Origin of the sequence: Paenibacillus sp. Y5S-9, from assembly GCF_036894235.1 — a bacterium.
In the GTDB taxonomy this organism is placed as follows: Bacteria; Bacillota; Bacilli; order Paenibacillales; family Paenibacillaceae; genus Paenibacillus.
The window spans coordinates 3,329,337-3,345,061 of record NZ_CP145887.1 but is presented as its reverse complement, the minus strand read 5'-3'; the positions used below and the strand labels follow the sequence as shown (position 1 = coordinate 3,345,061).

The 15,725-nt window shown below is 43.8% G+C and carries 17 protein-coding genes; 4 read left to right on the top strand and 13 right to left on the bottom strand.

Features of this window, described 5'->3' with window-relative positions:
• Window position 1: 1 nt before the first annotated feature.
• From V6669_RS14900 to V6669_RS14880, 5 genes are all read right to left on the bottom strand, one after another.
• Window positions 2-1,483 (bottom strand): sugar ABC transporter ATP-binding protein, encoded by a 1,482-nt coding sequence (locus V6669_RS14900; RefSeq protein WP_338594690.1) that lies wholly within the window; start codon window positions 1,481-1,483, stop codon window positions 2-4.
• Between the two features lie 14 nt (window positions 1,484-1,497).
• Entirely contained in the window at window positions 1,498-1,899 is a 402-nt protein-coding gene (rbsD, locus tag V6669_RS14895; protein ID WP_338594688.1) for a D-ribose pyranase, read from the bottom strand.
• A complete protein-coding gene (gene rbsK / locus V6669_RS14890; protein WP_338594686.1) occupies window positions 1,899-2,777 on the bottom strand; it encodes a ribokinase in 879 nt (292 codons plus the stop codon). Before rbsK ends, rbsD begins: the two co-directional genes overlap by 1 nt.
• Entirely contained in the window at window positions 2,770-3,759 is a 990-nt protein-coding gene (locus V6669_RS14885) for a LacI family DNA-binding transcriptional regulator (protein WP_338594684.1), read from the bottom strand. Before V6669_RS14885 ends, rbsK begins: the two co-directional genes overlap by 8 nt.
• A gap of 248 nt (window positions 3,760-4,007) precedes the next feature.
• Window positions 4,008-4,442 (bottom strand): nuclear transport factor 2 family protein, encoded by a 435-nt coding sequence (locus tag V6669_RS14880; RefSeq protein WP_338594682.1) that lies wholly within the window; start codon window positions 4,440-4,442, stop codon window positions 4,008-4,010.
• A gap of 187 nt (window positions 4,443-4,629) precedes the next feature.
• Here V6669_RS14880 and V6669_RS14875 point away from each other — a divergent pair, with 187 nt between their 5' ends.
• Window positions 4,630-5,199 (top strand): TetR/AcrR family transcriptional regulator, encoded by a 570-nt coding sequence (locus V6669_RS14875; protein ID WP_338594679.1) that lies wholly within the window; start codon window positions 4,630-4,632, stop codon window positions 5,197-5,199.
• Between the two features lie 175 nt (window positions 5,200-5,374).
• Here the strand turns inward: V6669_RS14875 and V6669_RS14870 are convergent, their stop codons facing one another.
• Window positions 5,375-5,782 (bottom strand): cupin domain-containing protein, encoded by a 408-nt coding sequence (locus tag V6669_RS14870; RefSeq protein WP_338594678.1) that lies wholly within the window; start codon window positions 5,780-5,782, stop codon window positions 5,375-5,377.
• Between the two features lie 200 nt (window positions 5,783-5,982).
• Here V6669_RS14870 and V6669_RS14865 point away from each other — a divergent pair, with 200 nt between their 5' ends.
• Window positions 5,983-6,543, top strand: a complete 561-nt coding sequence (locus tag V6669_RS14865; RefSeq protein ID WP_338594952.1) for a TetR/AcrR family transcriptional regulator — start codon at window positions 5,983-5,985, stop codon at window positions 6,541-6,543.
• 156 nt (window positions 6,544-6,699) lie between these two features.
• Window positions 6,700-7,668, top strand: a complete 969-nt coding sequence (locus V6669_RS14860) for a DMT family transporter (protein WP_156946115.1) — start codon at window positions 6,700-6,702, stop codon at window positions 7,666-7,668.
• A gap of 98 nt (window positions 7,669-7,766) precedes the next feature.
• On the opposite strand, the gene V6669_RS14855 is transcribed toward V6669_RS14860, so the two are convergent.
• The 5 genes from V6669_RS14855 to V6669_RS14835 all read right to left on the bottom strand — a co-directional run bounded on the left by V6669_RS14855 (window position 7,767) and on the right by V6669_RS14835 (window position 12,241).
• Window positions 7,767-8,909, bottom strand: a complete 1,143-nt coding sequence (locus tag V6669_RS14855; RefSeq protein ID WP_338594676.1) for a DUF4309 domain-containing protein — start codon at window positions 8,907-8,909, stop codon at window positions 7,767-7,769.
• A gap of 300 nt (window positions 8,910-9,209) precedes the next feature.
• On the bottom strand, window positions 9,210-10,343 hold the full coding sequence (locus tag V6669_RS14850; RefSeq protein WP_338594674.1) for a serine hydrolase domain-containing protein: 1,134 nt from the start codon (window positions 10,341-10,343) through the stop codon (window positions 9,210-9,212).
• Between the two features lie 215 nt (window positions 10,344-10,558).
• The gene (locus V6669_RS14845; RefSeq protein ID WP_017688524.1) at window positions 10,559-10,753 is read right to left on the bottom strand and encodes a hypothetical protein; all 195 of its coding nucleotides are present in this window, start codon (window positions 10,751-10,753) and stop codon (window positions 10,559-10,561) included.
• Between the two features lie 168 nt (window positions 10,754-10,921).
• On the bottom strand, window positions 10,922-11,794 hold the full coding sequence (locus V6669_RS14840) for a YitT family protein (protein WP_036670902.1): 873 nt from the start codon (window positions 11,792-11,794) through the stop codon (window positions 10,922-10,924).
• Window positions 11,795-11,884: 90 nt separating this feature from the next.
• Window positions 11,885-12,241 (bottom strand): MerR family transcriptional regulator, encoded by a 357-nt coding sequence (locus V6669_RS14835; protein WP_338594670.1) that lies wholly within the window; start codon window positions 12,239-12,241, stop codon window positions 11,885-11,887.
• A 111-nt stretch (window positions 12,242-12,352) separates the two neighbouring features.
• Between V6669_RS14835 and V6669_RS14830 the strand changes: the two genes are divergently transcribed.
• Window positions 12,353-13,126, top strand: coding sequence for an SDR family NAD(P)-dependent oxidoreductase (locus tag V6669_RS14830; RefSeq protein ID WP_307412863.1), 774 nt, complete (start codon window positions 12,353-12,355; stop codon window positions 13,124-13,126).
• A 200-nt stretch (window positions 13,127-13,326) separates the two neighbouring features.
• Here V6669_RS14830 and nspC read toward each other — a convergent pair whose 3' ends face one another.
• Complete coding sequence (nspC, locus tag V6669_RS14825) at window positions 13,327-14,454, bottom strand: carboxynorspermidine decarboxylase (RefSeq protein ID WP_036670896.1); 1,128 nt, start codon at window positions 14,452-14,454, stop codon at window positions 13,327-13,329.
• A gap of 1 nt (window position 14,455) precedes the next feature.
• Entirely contained in the window at window positions 14,456-15,694 is a 1,239-nt protein-coding gene (locus V6669_RS14820) for a saccharopine dehydrogenase family protein (RefSeq protein WP_338594667.1), read from the bottom strand.
• Window positions 15,695-15,725 lie beyond the last annotated feature (31 nt).

Genomic DNA, 15,725 nt, shown 5'->3' with positions numbered 1-15,725 from the left:
ATCACTGTCCCCCTGTGGCCAATGTCATAATGTGTTCTTGTGTGGCTACTTCCCTTGCAACCTCGCCACTGATGTGTCCTTCATGCACAACCGCGATTCGGTCGCTCATGCCAAGCACTTCAGGTAGCTCCGACGATACCATAATGATTGCAACACCGCGGTCTGTCAGTTCATTCATCAATTCATAGATTTCGCGCTTCGCTCCGACATCCACTCCGCGTGTGGGTTCATCCAGGATAAGTACGCTTGGACCGATACCAACCCATTTCGCGATAACCACCTTCTGCTGGTTACCTCCGGATAGATTCCTTGCCGCCGTCTCGGAGGATTGCGTTTTGATCTGTAGACGTTTGATCAATGTATCTACAAAGTCTTGTTCTTTCGAAGCTGAGATGAAACCTTTGTTTGAGAAACTGAACAGATTCGTCAACGCCATATTTTCGCGAATAGAAAAGTCTAATACCAGCCCTTCATCCTTGCGGTCTTCTGTAATAAATCCGATTCCATGTTTCACTGCATCTGCCGGTTTACGAATGTTCGCTTTTTTGCCGCGGATGAAGATTTCACCGCTATCCAACGTATCCAAACCAAAGATGGTTCTCATGATCTCTGTTCGTCCAGAACCCATGAGTCCTGAGAAACCGAGTATTTCCCCCGCTCTCACGGTGAAGTTAATATTCTCGAATAGACCTTTGCTGCTTGCATTCCTTACTTCGAGGACAACTTCACCATAAGAAGGATTCCGGACAGGATAACGCTCGGTAAGTTCACGACCTACCATTTTCCGCACCACTTCATCAAAGCTTGTCTGCGGAATAGCTTGCGTGTCTACCGTTCTTCCGTCACGCATGATGGTAATCCGGTCACAGATCGTGAATATCTCCTCCATTCGGTGAGAAATATACACGATGGACACGCCTTCCTTCTTCAGCGAGCTGATTACACCAAACAGTTTCTGAATCTCGCGCTCCGTAAGTGCTGCTGTTGGCTCGTCCATAATGATGACCTTGGCATCTGTCATTAACGCTTTGGCAATCTCGATCATCTGTTGCTGCCCGACAGAGCACTCACCCGCAGGACGTTCCAGTGGTATGTCTACGGAAAGCTTGGCGAACTGTTCTTTGGCAAGCGCTTTCATCTGTCTTGTATTGACCAATCCGAACGATGATGTCAGTTCCTTACCGATGAAGAGATTATCCAGCACCGTCATTTCAGGCCATACGTTCAGCTCCTGATGTATGAATGTGATACCCAGTTTCTCGGCTTCCTTTGGACTTCCAAAATAGTTTTCTTCTCCGTCGATCATGATGGTCCCTTGGTCTCTCTGATGGAGACCAATCAGAATATTCATCAGTGTGGATTTGCCGGCTCCATTCTCCCCCATCAGGGCATGGACCTCACCATCTTTTAGTTCAAAATCCACTCCGCTCAGCACCTGATTCGTTCCAAAGGCTTTATGAATATCTTGCATCTGAATGTGCATTACGCAACCTCCTTTTAACCGAAATGGACTCCCGATTGTAAAATGCAATTGGCATAGGGTGTCGCTTCACCTGTGCGGATGATCGCCTTCACCTGCCGGGTTAATACTTTGAATTGTTCGTGGCTGACGGAAGCATCGATTGCTTCTACCCCGAATTTCTCTGTGATGAATTGCATGGCTACGGGATTACCTTCGCGAATCTCTTCAGCCACAATGACTTTCTCAATGACCATATCTTCAGCGATCGCTTCCACCACTTCGCGAAAACTTGGTGTTCCCAGTTTGAGGGCCAGATCGATTTTGAGTACCCCATCCGGTACCGGCAGACCTGCATCCGCAATTGCAATCATGTCCGTATGGCCCAGATCAGACAAAATCTTGGAAATGTGACTATTCAACATGCCATTTCTTTTCATTACAAGCTCTCCTCTACTTCATTACGCGTTGGCATGCCGCCCTGCGCTCCGAACTTGGTGACGGACAACGATGCAGCCCGATTGGCGAAGCGTATACTCTCTTGCAACGCTTTTCCTTCAGCCAAAGCAACTGCAAATGCGGCGTTGAACGTATCCCCTGCCCCAGTAGTATCGATAGCCTCAACTTTATAAGTTGGGACTAGAATTTCCTCAGTGCCATCAAAGTAACGTACACCTTTACTGCCCTCCGTGATGAACAACTTGTTAGGATACTGACGTAATGCCTGTGCCGGACTCATACCCTGAAACAAAATCTCGGCTTCATGCTCGTTCGGCGTGATATATGCGGCATTGTCGATCACTTCTTGCGGTAATGTTCTAGCCGGTGCGGGATTAAGCAGTAGCGGTGTTCCGAATTCTGCACATAATGTACTTACATGAACAACCGTTCCCTCCGGAATTTCCTGCTGGATCAGCACGATATCTGCATCACGGATCACTTCAGCTGCTTCATCGACATATGCAGGAGTGACTTCCCGATTCGCCGCTTCAACCACTACGATACTATTATCACCTTCTGCCAGAATGATATGAGCCGTTCCACTTTCTAAATGTGTAACCGGTTTCACATTTTGCGTATTTACAGCATTTGCTCTGAAGTTCTCTAAAATATCTTTGCCAAAGGCATCGTCGCCTACCCGGCCGATCATCGCAACCTCGGCACCCAGTCGTGCAGCGGCAACAGCCTGATTGGCTCCCTTACCGCCAGGGACCGTTTTGAAGCTGTCGCCAAGAACGGTTTCACCCGCCCCCGGCCGTCTTGACGAAGTAACAACCAGATCCATTGAACTGCTTCCTATTACACATATTTTAGCCATCTGATTTCACCTTTCTCGTAGTGCCCCGTTCGATGAAACTTACGGGCAACTGTATGTTTTTGTTCTCTATTGCAGCTTGTTCGACAAGCTGGATAAGTAATCCCGCCGCTTCTCTTCCCATCTCGTATGCTGGCTGATGGATGGTGGACAATGCCGGCGATAACAGGCTGCTCATCGGAATATCATCGAAACCAATCACTTGTACGTCATCAGGAACTTTTTTTCCGATTCGTGATGCCTCATGCAGTACTGCCATGGCTGCGATGTCATTGCTGGCAATGACCCCGTCTGTGTCCGCGTACTTCCTAAATAATTCTTCAGCCCATACACCCGCCTCGTTAATTGAAAATGAGGTTGTCTTGATTACCCGGTAGTCTAACCCAGCATCACGGATGATTTCAATCGCCCCTTCAAAACGATCTTGAGCGGGTCTGATCTGTGACGGTCCCTGCATAACTGTGATCCGGCGACTGCCGCGTTTGATAATCTCCCTTGCCGCTAGTCTTCCACCTTCCCTGCCATCCGCATACACGGATGGACGATCCAGTGAAGTTCTGTCCAGAAACACCACGGGAATCTTCAGTTTTTCATATATTGAAGAATGAGGGTAGTTCGTTGAAGAGATCACACCAACCACGTTGTTCTGGATAAACGTCTGGATGTAATCCTGCTCCTTCCGTTCATCCTCATCACTATTTCCAAATATCAGTCTGTAATCCTGCTCCTGCATCCGGTCCTCTACGCCGCGGGCCAACTGCGGGAAGTAAGGGTTCGTAATATCCGGCAACAACAGGCCAATCAGTTTGGATTTACGCTTATATAATGAGCGAGCCACTTCATTTGGCGAAAAGTTAAGCGCCTTCACAGCATCTTCCACTTTCTTGCGTGTGTCCGCATGAACATAACCTCTATCATTAATGACTCTGGATACGGTGGCAACAGATACGCCAGCCTGTTGAGCTACGTCTTTAATTGTTGTCATAAGTTGCTCTCCTCTATGTGTAACCGGTTACAGACATTAAATTATCATATTATTTTTGATTTGACAAGCGTTTTCATTCTGGAAATTTCTCCAAGTCCATTGGAAAATGGACTGTAATACACGCAAACCCAAGCCATACTGCCTGTTCGACGCCTGAAATAACATGCTGCAAAACATAGAAAATGACGAGAGCATCAGTGAACGCCCTCGACATTTCTTTAAGCATTATTTTGGGTATATCATTATGCTTACAGAGATCTTGCTTCGATGATGATATATTGTGAAGTGCGCTCCTGTATCAACCACTTTTCGCCGTGGCGAACATAAACATCATGATATTGAACACTATAATCGGTGAGAACTTCTTTGCCTTCTTCGTCCCTAACCATTTTGATCTGAGAAAATACAATGCCTGTTGCAGTATCACCTTCCACGTTCACTACATGCTGTGCGTTCGTGGTGAAATAGCGTTTCACGAGTGCCACATGGCCGTTAAACTCTTCTTCCAGCTGCTTGGTTCCGGTTACTTCAGACATCAGTTGATCACCAAAATATACTTTGAATCGTGTATCCGGTGTGAATAAGAGCATCTGATCTGCAATTTTTTTGGCATCGGTTAATGTAGCATACGAGTCCACCAAATCTCTCAATTCGGATTTTGCTTGTAAAATTTTCAGTAACATATATTTGTCCTCCTTGATGTATCGTGTGAGCCATAGCATTTTTTTATCCAACATTTGTTGAATAAGTATGGCTTATTGATTATTATAAAGAGTACAAAAATAACTACAATCGTTAATCTGGCGCTTTTTGTTCGATATCCAACGTTCAATCACAAAGTGTTAGATATCTCGGGGTGGAGGTTACCAAGTGGACATTAAAATCGATCGAAGAGTCATCAAAACGAAGCAAGCTATCTTCCAGTCCTTTCTTTCTCTCATTGCCGAGAAAAATTTTGAGGACATTACAATTAACGAAATAGCAGATCGAGCTAATATCAATCGGGGGACGGTATACTTTCATTACAGTGATAAGTATGATCTGTTGAACAAGTGCATTAAAGAAAACTTAAACAAAATGATCTCCGCAACGACGACTACGAATGCGAATGGCGAAACGGTTGATCTTATTCAATCTTCTTTTCTACCTGTAATTCGATATTTCGAAGAGCACCATCGTTTTTACGCTTCAATGCTCTCTAACAAAGGAATTCCTGCGTTTCGTGAACAGATGTTGGAACTCGTGACAACGCACATAAGGATTAACATCAATATGGAAGGTGACAATAGTCACTATAACCAAGAATTTATCACTCAATTTATGGCGTCTGCCTTTGTCGGCATCATTGAATGGTGGATTATGAATGATATGCCTCAGTCATCTGAAGATGTAGCGGAACAATTATGGGGTTTGTTGAAGCGAAATCAGGTAATCAACTGAAACGGTCCCCGCACAGCAACGATCTATCCGGCTAAGGTCAAGGTTACAATTACAGATAAAAAAAACAGGCTGTTGAGGAATCTCAACAGCCTGTTAACGTAGTTTCATAGTCTATATCGTTCTACATCATGTATTCACTTTAAGTCACATTACTGTTTACATTTCACCGCTTATTTTATAACTCCCCGTATACTTCATCTGTAACAGGTTCCAACCATTCCGGTGTGCCTGCAGTGATCGCAATGTGTTCAAACCAACTATCTTTAGCGGCCCCATGCCAATGTTTCACACCATCATGAGTCACAATAACATCGCCGGCTTTTAGGAATTGAGCAGGTTTTCCTTCTTCCTGATACCAACCTTCCCCACCAGTTACTAACAACAGCTGAAATCCACCGCGATGGATATGCCAGTTATTTCTGCATCCCGGTTCAAACGTTACATTCCCAACACCCACATTCACTTTGGGATCAGCAACCAAGGATTGGAGATAACTTTGCCCTACAAAATATTGTGCAAATGCTTCGTTTTTTTCTCCTACCGGGAATATCACTCCATCTTTAACTTCTTCATGTTTAGCCATTTCATTTCCTCCAATGTGATTTTATTAATTAATGCGTCCTGCTCCTATGTTGACCTAAAAATGATTACACACATACGTGCGATATCGCACATTCGTGTATAATATAAAATAATTGCACTGCCTCTGCAAGGATCAAATGAACCCGATCTGTGCCTTATGGCGCAAGGAGACAAAATTTGTGCAATTACTCTCTGGAAAGAATGGTGATTACTATCGTTTCTATTACAGATCGAAGAATACTAAAGTCTCAGGAAGCGATCAAATCCGCTTTTATCAAACTCATGAACGACAAACCTTTTGATACCATTACCATGCAAGATATCTCTGATCATGCAAATGTCGGCCGCAGAACGATATACCATCACTATTCGGACAAATTTGACTTGCTGGATAAATTAATTGAAGAACATATTGATGAACTAAGAAGATTGTGCAAAGAAGCATCCGATCTGGATTTTATAAAAAGCAATGTACTTTGGTTCGATTATTTTGAAGTTCACTATTCATTTTTCTCGGCTATGTTACAGAGTAAAGGGGCCCCTTTTTTCCGCAATCGCTTCCTGGCTCTCGTCATTGAAGAACTAGAAGATGAGGTGAATGTAAAGGAGGGCAAAAATAAAGGACTAACGAAAGAAGTTATTCTTACGTTCTTTGGTACAGCAATCGTTGGTATCGTGGAATCCTATTTCACGAATGGATTACCTCGGCAACCTCACATTGTCGCAGAACAAGTTGGGATTTTATTAGAAAGGAATCTATAACATAGACTCCTCATGAACCGTTCCTTCTTTATAATCTTACCACCTGGGGAGCGGTTTATTAATTATCATTACAAACATTGGCGTTATGTGATATGGTCAGTGAAGAATTAGATTCGTACATACATATGTGCATGAAATGCGAGGAGAAGATCGAAAGTGATAGAGAGAAATACCCTTGAGAAACCAAGTAAGTTTAGTGATCCTATTTTTGTCATGCTCGTGGCAAGCCTGTGTTGCTTGTTATGGGGAAGTGCGTACCCGTCCATCAAACTTGGATATATCGCATTTAACATTCTGCCGGAAGATATTGCTTCCAAGTATGTATTTGCCGGATACCGATTTACACTGGCGGGCTTGCTGCTCTTGCTCCTGTCTCGTATCGTTAGAAAAGAGAAGCTCCAATTGTCCAGGAAGCAGTGGACAAGCCTTATCATGTTAGGTATATTGCAAACCGGTTTGCAATATATGTTTTTCTACGTTGGCGTAGCCAATACGACGGGTGTCAAAGGCTCCATTATGAACGCAACGACAACCTTTTTCAGTGTTGTTCTGGCCCATTTCATCTATAAAAACGACAAATTAAGCAGAAATAAAATCGTTGGCTGCTTGCTCGGATTCATTGGTGTAATCATCGTAAACTTCCATACGGATCTGCTTGCTTTTTCCTTTTCATTCACAGGCGAAGGGTTTGTTATTATAGCAGCACTTGTTTTTTCCGTTACGGCCCTTTACGCAAAACGTCTCACCGCTACGATTGATGTTCTGATCATAACAGGGGTCAGCCTGTTTGTTGGGGGACTGGTACTTACGCTGTTAGGTCTATCACTCGGCGGTCGGGTTACTCATTTCACCTTGGAATCCACCAGTAACTTGATCTACCTGGCCTTGCTGTCATCCGTCGCATTTTGTTTGTGGAATATGCTTCTCAAGTATAACAAGGTCGGAAGAGTGTCTGTCTACAACTTCCTAATCCCTGTGTTTGGCGCATTGTTATCGGCGTTATTCCTGGGGGAAACGATCTTGGAACTGAAAAATCTGGCTGCATTACTGTTCGTGTCGGTTGGCATTTACTTAGTCAATCGTGTACGTTCTGTGCAAAGCTCTAATGATACCCCAATAAAATAGACTACCGTCCATCTCATGGAAATCAAAAAAGCCGCTATTTAGCGGCTTTTTTTTGTAATAAGAATACGATACACTTTTGTTTCTTACGATGGTATAGCTTAATATATACTCGTAAAGTCAATCAAGTCCTCTTCTTCCTCATAATTGAATACAATGGCGTGATTACCCAATTGGTATACCATCTCATAACCACCAACGACTTCATTGTAATACTCTGAGGAAGGTTTCCCCATCCATATTTTCACATTCCATGGTGACAGATTCTGCTTTTCATTGTACAAATCAAAAACGGCAATACGTGATTTATTGGTAAGCTCGTGCATGTATGAATCAAATCCGACGCCGAATTTAGAATAATAATAGACCGCTCCCCATTCCTCATTTGAACGAGAGGTTGGTTTCCCCAGCTTTTTTTGCGCATTTTGAAGCGTCATGCCAATCTTGATGTCCGTCCGGCCCGGTAATGCACCCTTTAAAGCAGCTTCCTTCAAGCTTTTCAGGTAAGCGCGATCGCCAACACCCGAGTTCGGCCAAGCTTTTGAACGGAGGTTACGCGTATCTTCCAACCGCAACTCCGATTTGTTTACATTCAACTTAAACGTATTAACTCCATAGACGAATTGAAGGTTGTTGTAATTTTTGAACTGTACTCGGGCACCTGAAAGAGTACGGATTCCATCATCTCTGCTTGCAGAGTAGGAATCGTCGATTTTTTTACCCTTATTATCGACATATGTTACACGGCGCAATTCCCCGGAACGAACAATATAGGTTTTCACCTCATTAAAATTAGAAGTTCCCCAATCGGTAATCATCAGCATGTCTGGTGTACTAGCCTCTTTGCTTTTCACAACGAAGTTCCAGGTTTGCGGCAAAATAATCGTATTCAGATCCAGTTTTGCTGCTTGGACTGTTCCGTATGCTGCACCTTTTTTCAGCAAGGCTGCACGATACGTGCCTGAATAACTCTTGTCGCCTTTTTTATTGTTTGTCCAACCATTTTCTTCGGTCAGCGTGCTCTTCTGTTCATCATAAGCGAAAATATAAACGGTGTAAGCCGCTTGTTTGGCATCACGAAGCGTAAATGAAAGCCGGCTCATACTTTCGAGCTGTTTGGCGGAGATTTTCTCTCCTTTGGCAGCAGCATTGGGTGGAAGCAGAAGCAATGCGCTCAGAACATAGCCGATTAAAGTTAGTAGGGCCAGAGAAGCCCATTTTGATTGGTGCTTAGGGTATATCATTGTTGACTCTCCTTTGAGTAAAAAATAAAAATCTAGTAGCGTTTTTCTAATTTTAAACCGTGCACAATCTCAACATTCAAACAAGTAATTGCTAGCGTGTAATCTTGATCAAACTATGTAATTAATATAGGTTCATGTTCAATAGGCATATCCTCCTACTAGTACTATTTTCCTAAGAATGATAACATACCCTATCTAATAAAGAAATATATAACAATCTAAATCAATAGTTTTCCTTCCATATAACATAAAAAAGCCGCTGATCAGCGGCTCTTCAAGTAACTTCGAATACGATATGATTTACAGGCAGGAGTACACGACATTTCGTAAGCGTCGTTGAACGTATGGCTCCTGGCTATTCAGCAAATGCTGGGCATACATAACTGTAAGATCTGAATCCGGATCAATAATAGCCATACAACCAGCAGCGCCGCTCCATCCAAATTCGCCAATTGGACTCAGTGAGCCGCTTCCTGCTTTGGAGATATGTGTGCGAACACCCAATCCATAGCCGTATCCATACATATGATCCCAGGAATAATCACCCCGAGTCATCTCGTTCAGGTGATCCGTTCGCATCAGTTCCACTGAAGCTTGTGACAAAATGCGGACGCCTTCGGGACTCGTACCACGCCCAGTAAGTGCATTTAAGAAAAGTGCATAGTCACTAACGGTTGACAACAATCCTGCACCGCCGCTTTCCAACTCTGTCCCTACCCGGAATCCGTTGCCGTCCAGACGGACAGCCTTCTCAAGCTCATCATTATAAGCATATTGCGGAATCAGGCGTGTCTGCTGCTCATCGTTCAGATTAAACGCTGTATCGTTCATACCAAGTGGTCCGGTGATTTCGTCCCAGAGATACGTACCAAAGCTTTTGCCACTTACCACTTCCACCAAGGCTCCCAGCACATCATGGCACATGCTGTAATTCCAATGTGTCCCTGGTTCAAACAACAACGGTTCTTTTGCAAGCGCTCTCGCGAAGTCACGTGTAGGCAATGTTCCGTTGGTGCTTTTTACAGCTTCTTGAATGCTTGGACAACCAACGTCATACGAGAACCCGGCTGTCATGGTGAACAAATCTCGCACTGTAATGGTTCTTGTCGCCTTTTCCAGTCGGATCTCGCCATTCGCCATCGTTTTCTTAACTGTCATCTCAGCGTACTCTGGCAGATAATCGGACAGTGGGTCGCTTAACAGCATTTCACCTTTCTCCACCAGTTGCAGCCCTGCCACGCAGGTCATGATTTTGGTCATGGAGTATAGATTGAAGATCGCTCCATCACCGATGGGCGTTTTCTCTTCCAGATTGGCGTAACCGTTACGATAATGGAAAACGGTATCATTTCGATGCATGACCAGCACCTCTGCCCACGGAATGCGCCAGGATGTCATGCGGTCAATAAATGAAGCAAGCGGTTTAAAGTCCATTTTTTCCCGTCCTTCTATGTAAAATCGTTTATCATTTTGCGATGTGGTCCATATTCAATCCCACAATCCACATATTAATAATATACGACCTTTTACATCTATTGACCACCATCGATATCCTCTCGTATGTGCAAACTACAATACATAGTTCTGTTTGTCACAATGCTTCACTGAATAAGCCGATCCATGAAAGGATCGGCTTATGTTGTAACGTTTTAGACTTCGCCGCGTCTGTTCTCAACCGATTTCATACGATTTTGATCATCTGGCACCCGGTCAACACTGAACTCTTGACCAGCTTCAACCTCGCCATGGCCTGAAATATTTCGAGAAAAATTAGTAAACTGTCTCTTTTGCTCATCCAGCTCGTGTTTTTGCTTCAAAAGCTCTTGCGGGTCCTGCTTTGTCACTATGCTAACCTCCCATACATACTTGAAGTCATGCAATTTAACTCGCACTACAGAAGTTTTCCATAAGTGAGCTGGGCTTATGCATGAAGTACAAAGTATTACTATTTAACAAGGTAAAACAAAAACGCGCTGGCAAGAGTATTCCTCCTGTCAGCGCGTTTTTGTATGTTAGTGAATATCTTTCTTTTTGAAATTTCCGCCTCTTACTTCAGCTACATCGTATACGACTACAAAAGCAGTTGGGTCAATTTCGTGAATGATATCTTTAATTTTACTCTCTTCCATCCGGTTAATGACACAAGTAATTTCCTTGAATTGCTCATTAGAGTAGCCACCGTAAGCCTCAGTATACGTTGCTCCACGGCCTAAGCGGTCTCGAATGGTTTCAACCATAATCTCAGGTTGATTCGTAATAATTTTAAACGTTTTGGAGCCGCTCAAGCCCTCTTCAACAATATGTATTACTTTAGAAGCAATAAAATACGCAAGTCCTGACAAGATCGCACCTTGCAGACCGAACACGGTAGAAACGACAATAAATACAAACATGTTGAGGAACAGAATGAGATCACTGGTTCCAAAAGGTACTTTTCGCGAAAGGAGTACAGCCAGCATATCTATGCCATCCAATGCGCCACCATTACGTAATGCAAGTCCCATACCAAAACCGATAATAATCCCGCCGACAACCGTAACAAGCAAGGTATCACCTTCAATGATAGTTGGTACATGGTGCATCAGACTCGTACTGATTGCCAGTGAAGCAATACCGATGATCGAATATAACGCAAAGCTTTTTCCGATTTGCTTGTACCCGAGCCACACAAATGGAATGTTAATAATCCCGATGAGCATCCCCAGTGGTAATCCGAACAGCTGTGATCCTACGATACTCAGACCTGTGACACCACCATCTGAGACATTATTCGGGATCAATATGGCTTCCAGACCATATGCCGTTATAAATCCCCCAATGATAATCAATAATACTTTGGAGAGAATCTTTAACTTGTTTGACTTTTGTTTTCTGTTTTGATGCATTGCATTTCCCCCTTGATGAACAACCGATAAAAAACAGTCTATAATAAAAATCACTGTTTTGGCAATAGATCGTCATTTGTGTGTGTTAGTTCATTGTCCGATGAGCGTTCGATACGACGAAATTTTATGCTCAAGCATCTCATCAGCTGTGTTAAGTATGTGCATCTGTTTTTGAATCGACTCTTTATGCTCCTCCAGCAGCTTTAAACGATCCGCCGCCGTATGCTCCCCTTCCTGAAACAAGGAGGCATATTTCTTAATAATAGCAATGGGCATTTGAGTCTCTTTTAATTTGATCACAAATTGTAGCCACTTCAGGTGTGACTCGTTGTATCGCCTGTCTCCACTGGCATCTCGGAAAGGAGTTATAATCTGTTCCTTCTCATAATAACGCAACGTATGTGCACTGATATGGAGTAATTCTGCCACTTCACCTATGGTATGCATGGTTAACCTCCCCTCCATTTTCCCGCTTGACTTAGAGTAAGCTCTAATCAGTATAATCAACTCGTGGTCACATCACAATAAAAAATGAAATCAGATCCAGGAGGAATTCCCATGAAATATACAGTGATTACCGGTGCCAGTTCAGGCATTGGATATGAAGCGGCTTTAGCTTTTGCAGCTCGTGGCAAAAATATGATCCTGGCTGCACGCAGAACCGATGAATTGGACAAATTAAAAGCAAAAGTAGCTGAAATCAATCCAGATCTGGATGTTGTCATTCGTACAGTGGATCTGTCTATTGCCGCTAATGTGCATGAATTCTATGAAAGTCTTCAGGCTTATTCCATTGAGACTTGGATCAACAACGCCGGATTCGGGAATTTCGCTTCCGTTGGCGAACAACACCTGCCAAAGATTGAGCAGATGCTTCATCTTAATATAGAAGCTCTTACGATTCTTTCTTCCCTGTATGTACGTGATTATGCAAATGTTGATGGCACACAGATCATTAATATCTCCTCTGGTGGTGGATATACGATTGTAGCCGATGCAGTAACCTACTGTGCAACCAAGTTCTATGTTAGTGCCTTTACGGAAGGACTTGCGCAAGAGTTAAAAGGTAAGAACGCAGCGATGCAGGCCAAGGTGCTCGCTCCGGCTGCAACCGAGACGGAATTTGCGAAACATTCCTTTAATGTAGATGAGTTTGAATATGAAGGCAGGGTTCCCAAGTTCCATACGGCGGAACAAATGGCTGGATTTTTGCTGGAGTTGTATGACAGTGAGAGTGTAGTGGGCATTGTGGATGGGTTAACATATGACTTTGAACTAAGAGAACCGATCTTTCCATACGCTGCGAGAGCAGCCTCGAAACCACAAAATTAACCCGAAAACTGAAGTCGAAGCTAAGTCGGCTCAATACCAGTTAACATTCATCTAACCTCAATGATAAACATCATTAAATGTAATCGTTAAACATCAGTTAACGTTAAAAAGGGAACCTGTCTCCAGGTTCCCTTCTTTGTATTTATATTCAATGCTTTATATTCAATTCTTAATTGAATGTTTACTATATAATGAAGTAATTATGCCAGCCTCATTTTGAAATCCTGATATCCGAATTCACGGACAACTTCGCAATCGCCGTCTTTTCTTTTGACTGCAATCGCTGGAAGCGGCATGCCGTTGAACGTGTTGGTTTTCACCATGGAGTAAATCGCCATGTCTTCGAATACCAGACGGTCGCCTTCTTGCAAAGGCTGATCGAATGAATAATCCCCAATCACGTCACCAGACAGACAGGTTTGTCCACCTAAGCGATACAGATGAGCCTTCTCACCCACTTCTCCCGAACCGATCAGCGGCGGGCGATATGGCATTTCCAGCACATCAGGCATATGGCATGTAGCTGAAGTATCCAGAATGGCAATGTCCATACCGTTCTTATGGAAGTCCAGCACAGAAGTCACCAGATAACCCGCATTCAGCGCAACAGCTTCTCCCGGCTCCAGATATACTTCCAGACCATAGTCGTTCTGCATACGCTTGATGCATGCTTCCAGTCTTGGAATATCATAATCTTCACGTGTGATATGGTGCCCACCACCGAAGTTGATCCATTCCATCTGCGGCAACCATTGTCCGAACTTCTCAACAACTGCGTTCAGCGTAGTCTCCAGATCATCTGAATTTTGCTGACACAGTGTGTGGAAGTGCAGTCCGGAGACGCCTTCCAACAGGTCTGCATCGAAATCCTCCAGTTTCGCGCCAAAACGCGAACCCGGAGAACACGGATCGTAGATCTCGTGCCCTTCTTGGGTAGAGCATTCAGGGTTGACGCGCAAGCCGACCTTACGGCCAGCCTGAAGCGCCTTATCCTTGAATTTTGCAAGCTGTGAAAAAGAATTGAAAATAATGTGATCGCAGATGGAGATAATCTCGTCGATCTCTTCTGCGCGGTATGCCGGAGCAAAGACATGATTCTCTTTGCCCATTTCCTCATGGCCCAGACGCGCTTCATACAAACCGCTCGCCGTTGCACCGCTCAGGTATTCTCCAATCAGCGGATACATCGCAGTCATGGAGAATGCTTTTTGAGCCAGCACGATTTTGGCACCTGTACGCTGCATAACACCGTTCAGGATTTGCAGGTTTTTCTCAATAAGCGCCTCGTCAACAACAAAACATGGTGTCGGTAATTGCTCAAACCGCATTTTAACGAACAAGCTCCGATTCTTTAATTTCTTCTGGCAGCTCATCAACGAGTACCGGGTTGAAGTCTTCTACCCATGGGAGGCCCCATTTGTTCAACTCTTCCATGAATGGATCCGGGTTGAACTCTTCTACATTATATACGCCTGGTTTGTTCCATTTGCCTGTCATGACCATTGCTGCACCGATCATAGCTGGAACGCCTGTTGTGTACGAGATTGCTTGGGAACCCACTTCTTTGTAACACTCTTGGTGATCACAGATATTGTATACATAATATGTTTTGTCTTGACCATCTTTTTTGCCTTTGAAAATACAACCGATGTTTGTTTTACCCACAGTACGTGGTCCAAGGGATGCTGGATCCGGCAGTACTGCTTTCAGGAATTGCAGTGGAATAATTTGTTTACCTTCATATTCAATAGGCTCGATTGAAGTCATGCCTACATTTTCAAGAGCTTTCAAGTGAGTCAGGTAGCTTTGACCAAATGTCATGAAGAAACGGATACGTTTCAGACCTGGCATGTTTTTTGCCAAAGATTCCAATTCCTCATGGTACAACAGGTACATGTCTTTCTCTCCAACTTCTTTGAAGTCGTAGACACGTTTGATTTCCATCGGTTTTGTTTCAATCCATTCACCATTCTCCCAGTATCTTCCGTTCGCAGATACTTCGCGAATGTTGATCTCAGGGTTGAAGTTGGTTGCGAACGGATAGCCATGGTCGCCGCCATTGCAGTCCAGAATGTCGATGTACTCAATTTCGTCAAAGTAGTGCTTCAGGGCATAAGCGGAGAATACGCCAGTCACACCTGGGTCAAATCCACTACCGAGCAATGCAGTGATGCCTGCTTGTTCAAAACGCTCTTTGTAATCCCATTGCCAGCTGTATTCAAACTTCGCTGTATCATGTGGCTCATAGTTCGCTGTGTCCATGTAATTTGTTTTAGTTGCAAGACAAGCATCCATGATTGTCAGATCTTGATACGGCAAAGCAAGGTTCATAACGATATCCGGTTTAACTTCGTTGATCAGAGCGATCAGTTCGTCGACATTGTCAGCATCAACTTGTGCTGTTGTAATTTTTGTTTTTCCGCCGTCCAGCTTGGCTTTGAGTTCATCACATTTGGATTTAGTACGACTCGCGATGCAGATTTCCTCAAAAACTTCGCTGTTTTGAACGCATTTGTGTACTGCCACGGAAGCAACGCCGCCGGCGCCGATGATTAGTGCTTTTCCCATTTTACATTCTCCTATCCCAATATGTATTTTT

Excerpts from the sequence above, each read along its gene's own strand:
- V6669_RS14820 (WP_338594667.1), bottom strand. The coding sequence starts at position 15,694 with ATGGGAAAAGCACTAATCATCGGCGCCGGCGGCGTTGCTTCCGTGGCA.
- rbsD (WP_338594688.1), bottom strand. The coding sequence starts at position 1,899 with ATGAAAAGAAATGGCATGTTGAATAGTCACATTTCCAAGATTTTGTCT.
- V6669_RS14830 (WP_307412863.1), top strand. The coding sequence starts at position 12,353 with ATGAAATATACAGTGATTACCGGTGCCAGTTCAGGCATTGGATATGAA.
- V6669_RS14900 (WP_338594690.1), bottom strand. The coding sequence starts at position 1,483 with ATGCACATTCAGATGCAAGATATTCATAAAGCCTTTGGAACGAATCAG.
- V6669_RS14850 (WP_338594674.1), bottom strand. The coding sequence starts at position 10,343 with ATGGACTTTAAACCGCTTGCTTCATTTATTGACCGCATGACATCCTGG.
- V6669_RS14880 (WP_338594682.1), bottom strand. The coding sequence starts at position 4,442 with ATGTTACTGAAAATTTTACAAGCAAAATCCGAATTGAGAGATTTGGTG.
- rbsK (WP_338594686.1), bottom strand. The coding sequence starts at position 2,777 with ATGGCTAAAATATGTGTAATAGGAAGCAGTTCAATGGATCTGGTTGTT.
- V6669_RS14870 (WP_338594678.1), bottom strand. The coding sequence starts at position 5,782 with ATGGCTAAACATGAAGAAGTTAAAGATGGAGTGATATTCCCGGTAGGA.
- nspC (WP_036670896.1), bottom strand. The coding sequence starts at position 14,454 with ATGCGGTTTGAGCAATTACCGACACCATGTTTTGTTGTTGACGAGGCG.
- V6669_RS14840 (WP_036670902.1), bottom strand. The coding sequence starts at position 11,794 with ATGCATCAAAACAGAAAACAAAAGTCAAACAAGTTAAAGATTCTCTCC.
- V6669_RS14885 (WP_338594684.1), bottom strand. The coding sequence starts at position 3,759 with ATGACAACAATTAAAGACGTAGCTCAACAGGCTGGCGTATCTGTTGCC.
- V6669_RS14855 (WP_338594676.1), bottom strand. The coding sequence starts at position 8,909 with ATGATATACCCTAAGCACCAATCAAAATGGGCTTCTCTGGCCCTACTA.
- V6669_RS14865 (WP_338594952.1), top strand. The coding sequence starts at position 5,983 with ATGGTGATTACTATCGTTTCTATTACAGATCGAAGAATACTAAAGTCT.
- V6669_RS14835 (WP_338594670.1), bottom strand. The coding sequence starts at position 12,241 with ATGCATACCATAGGTGAAGTGGCAGAATTACTCCATATCAGTGCACAT.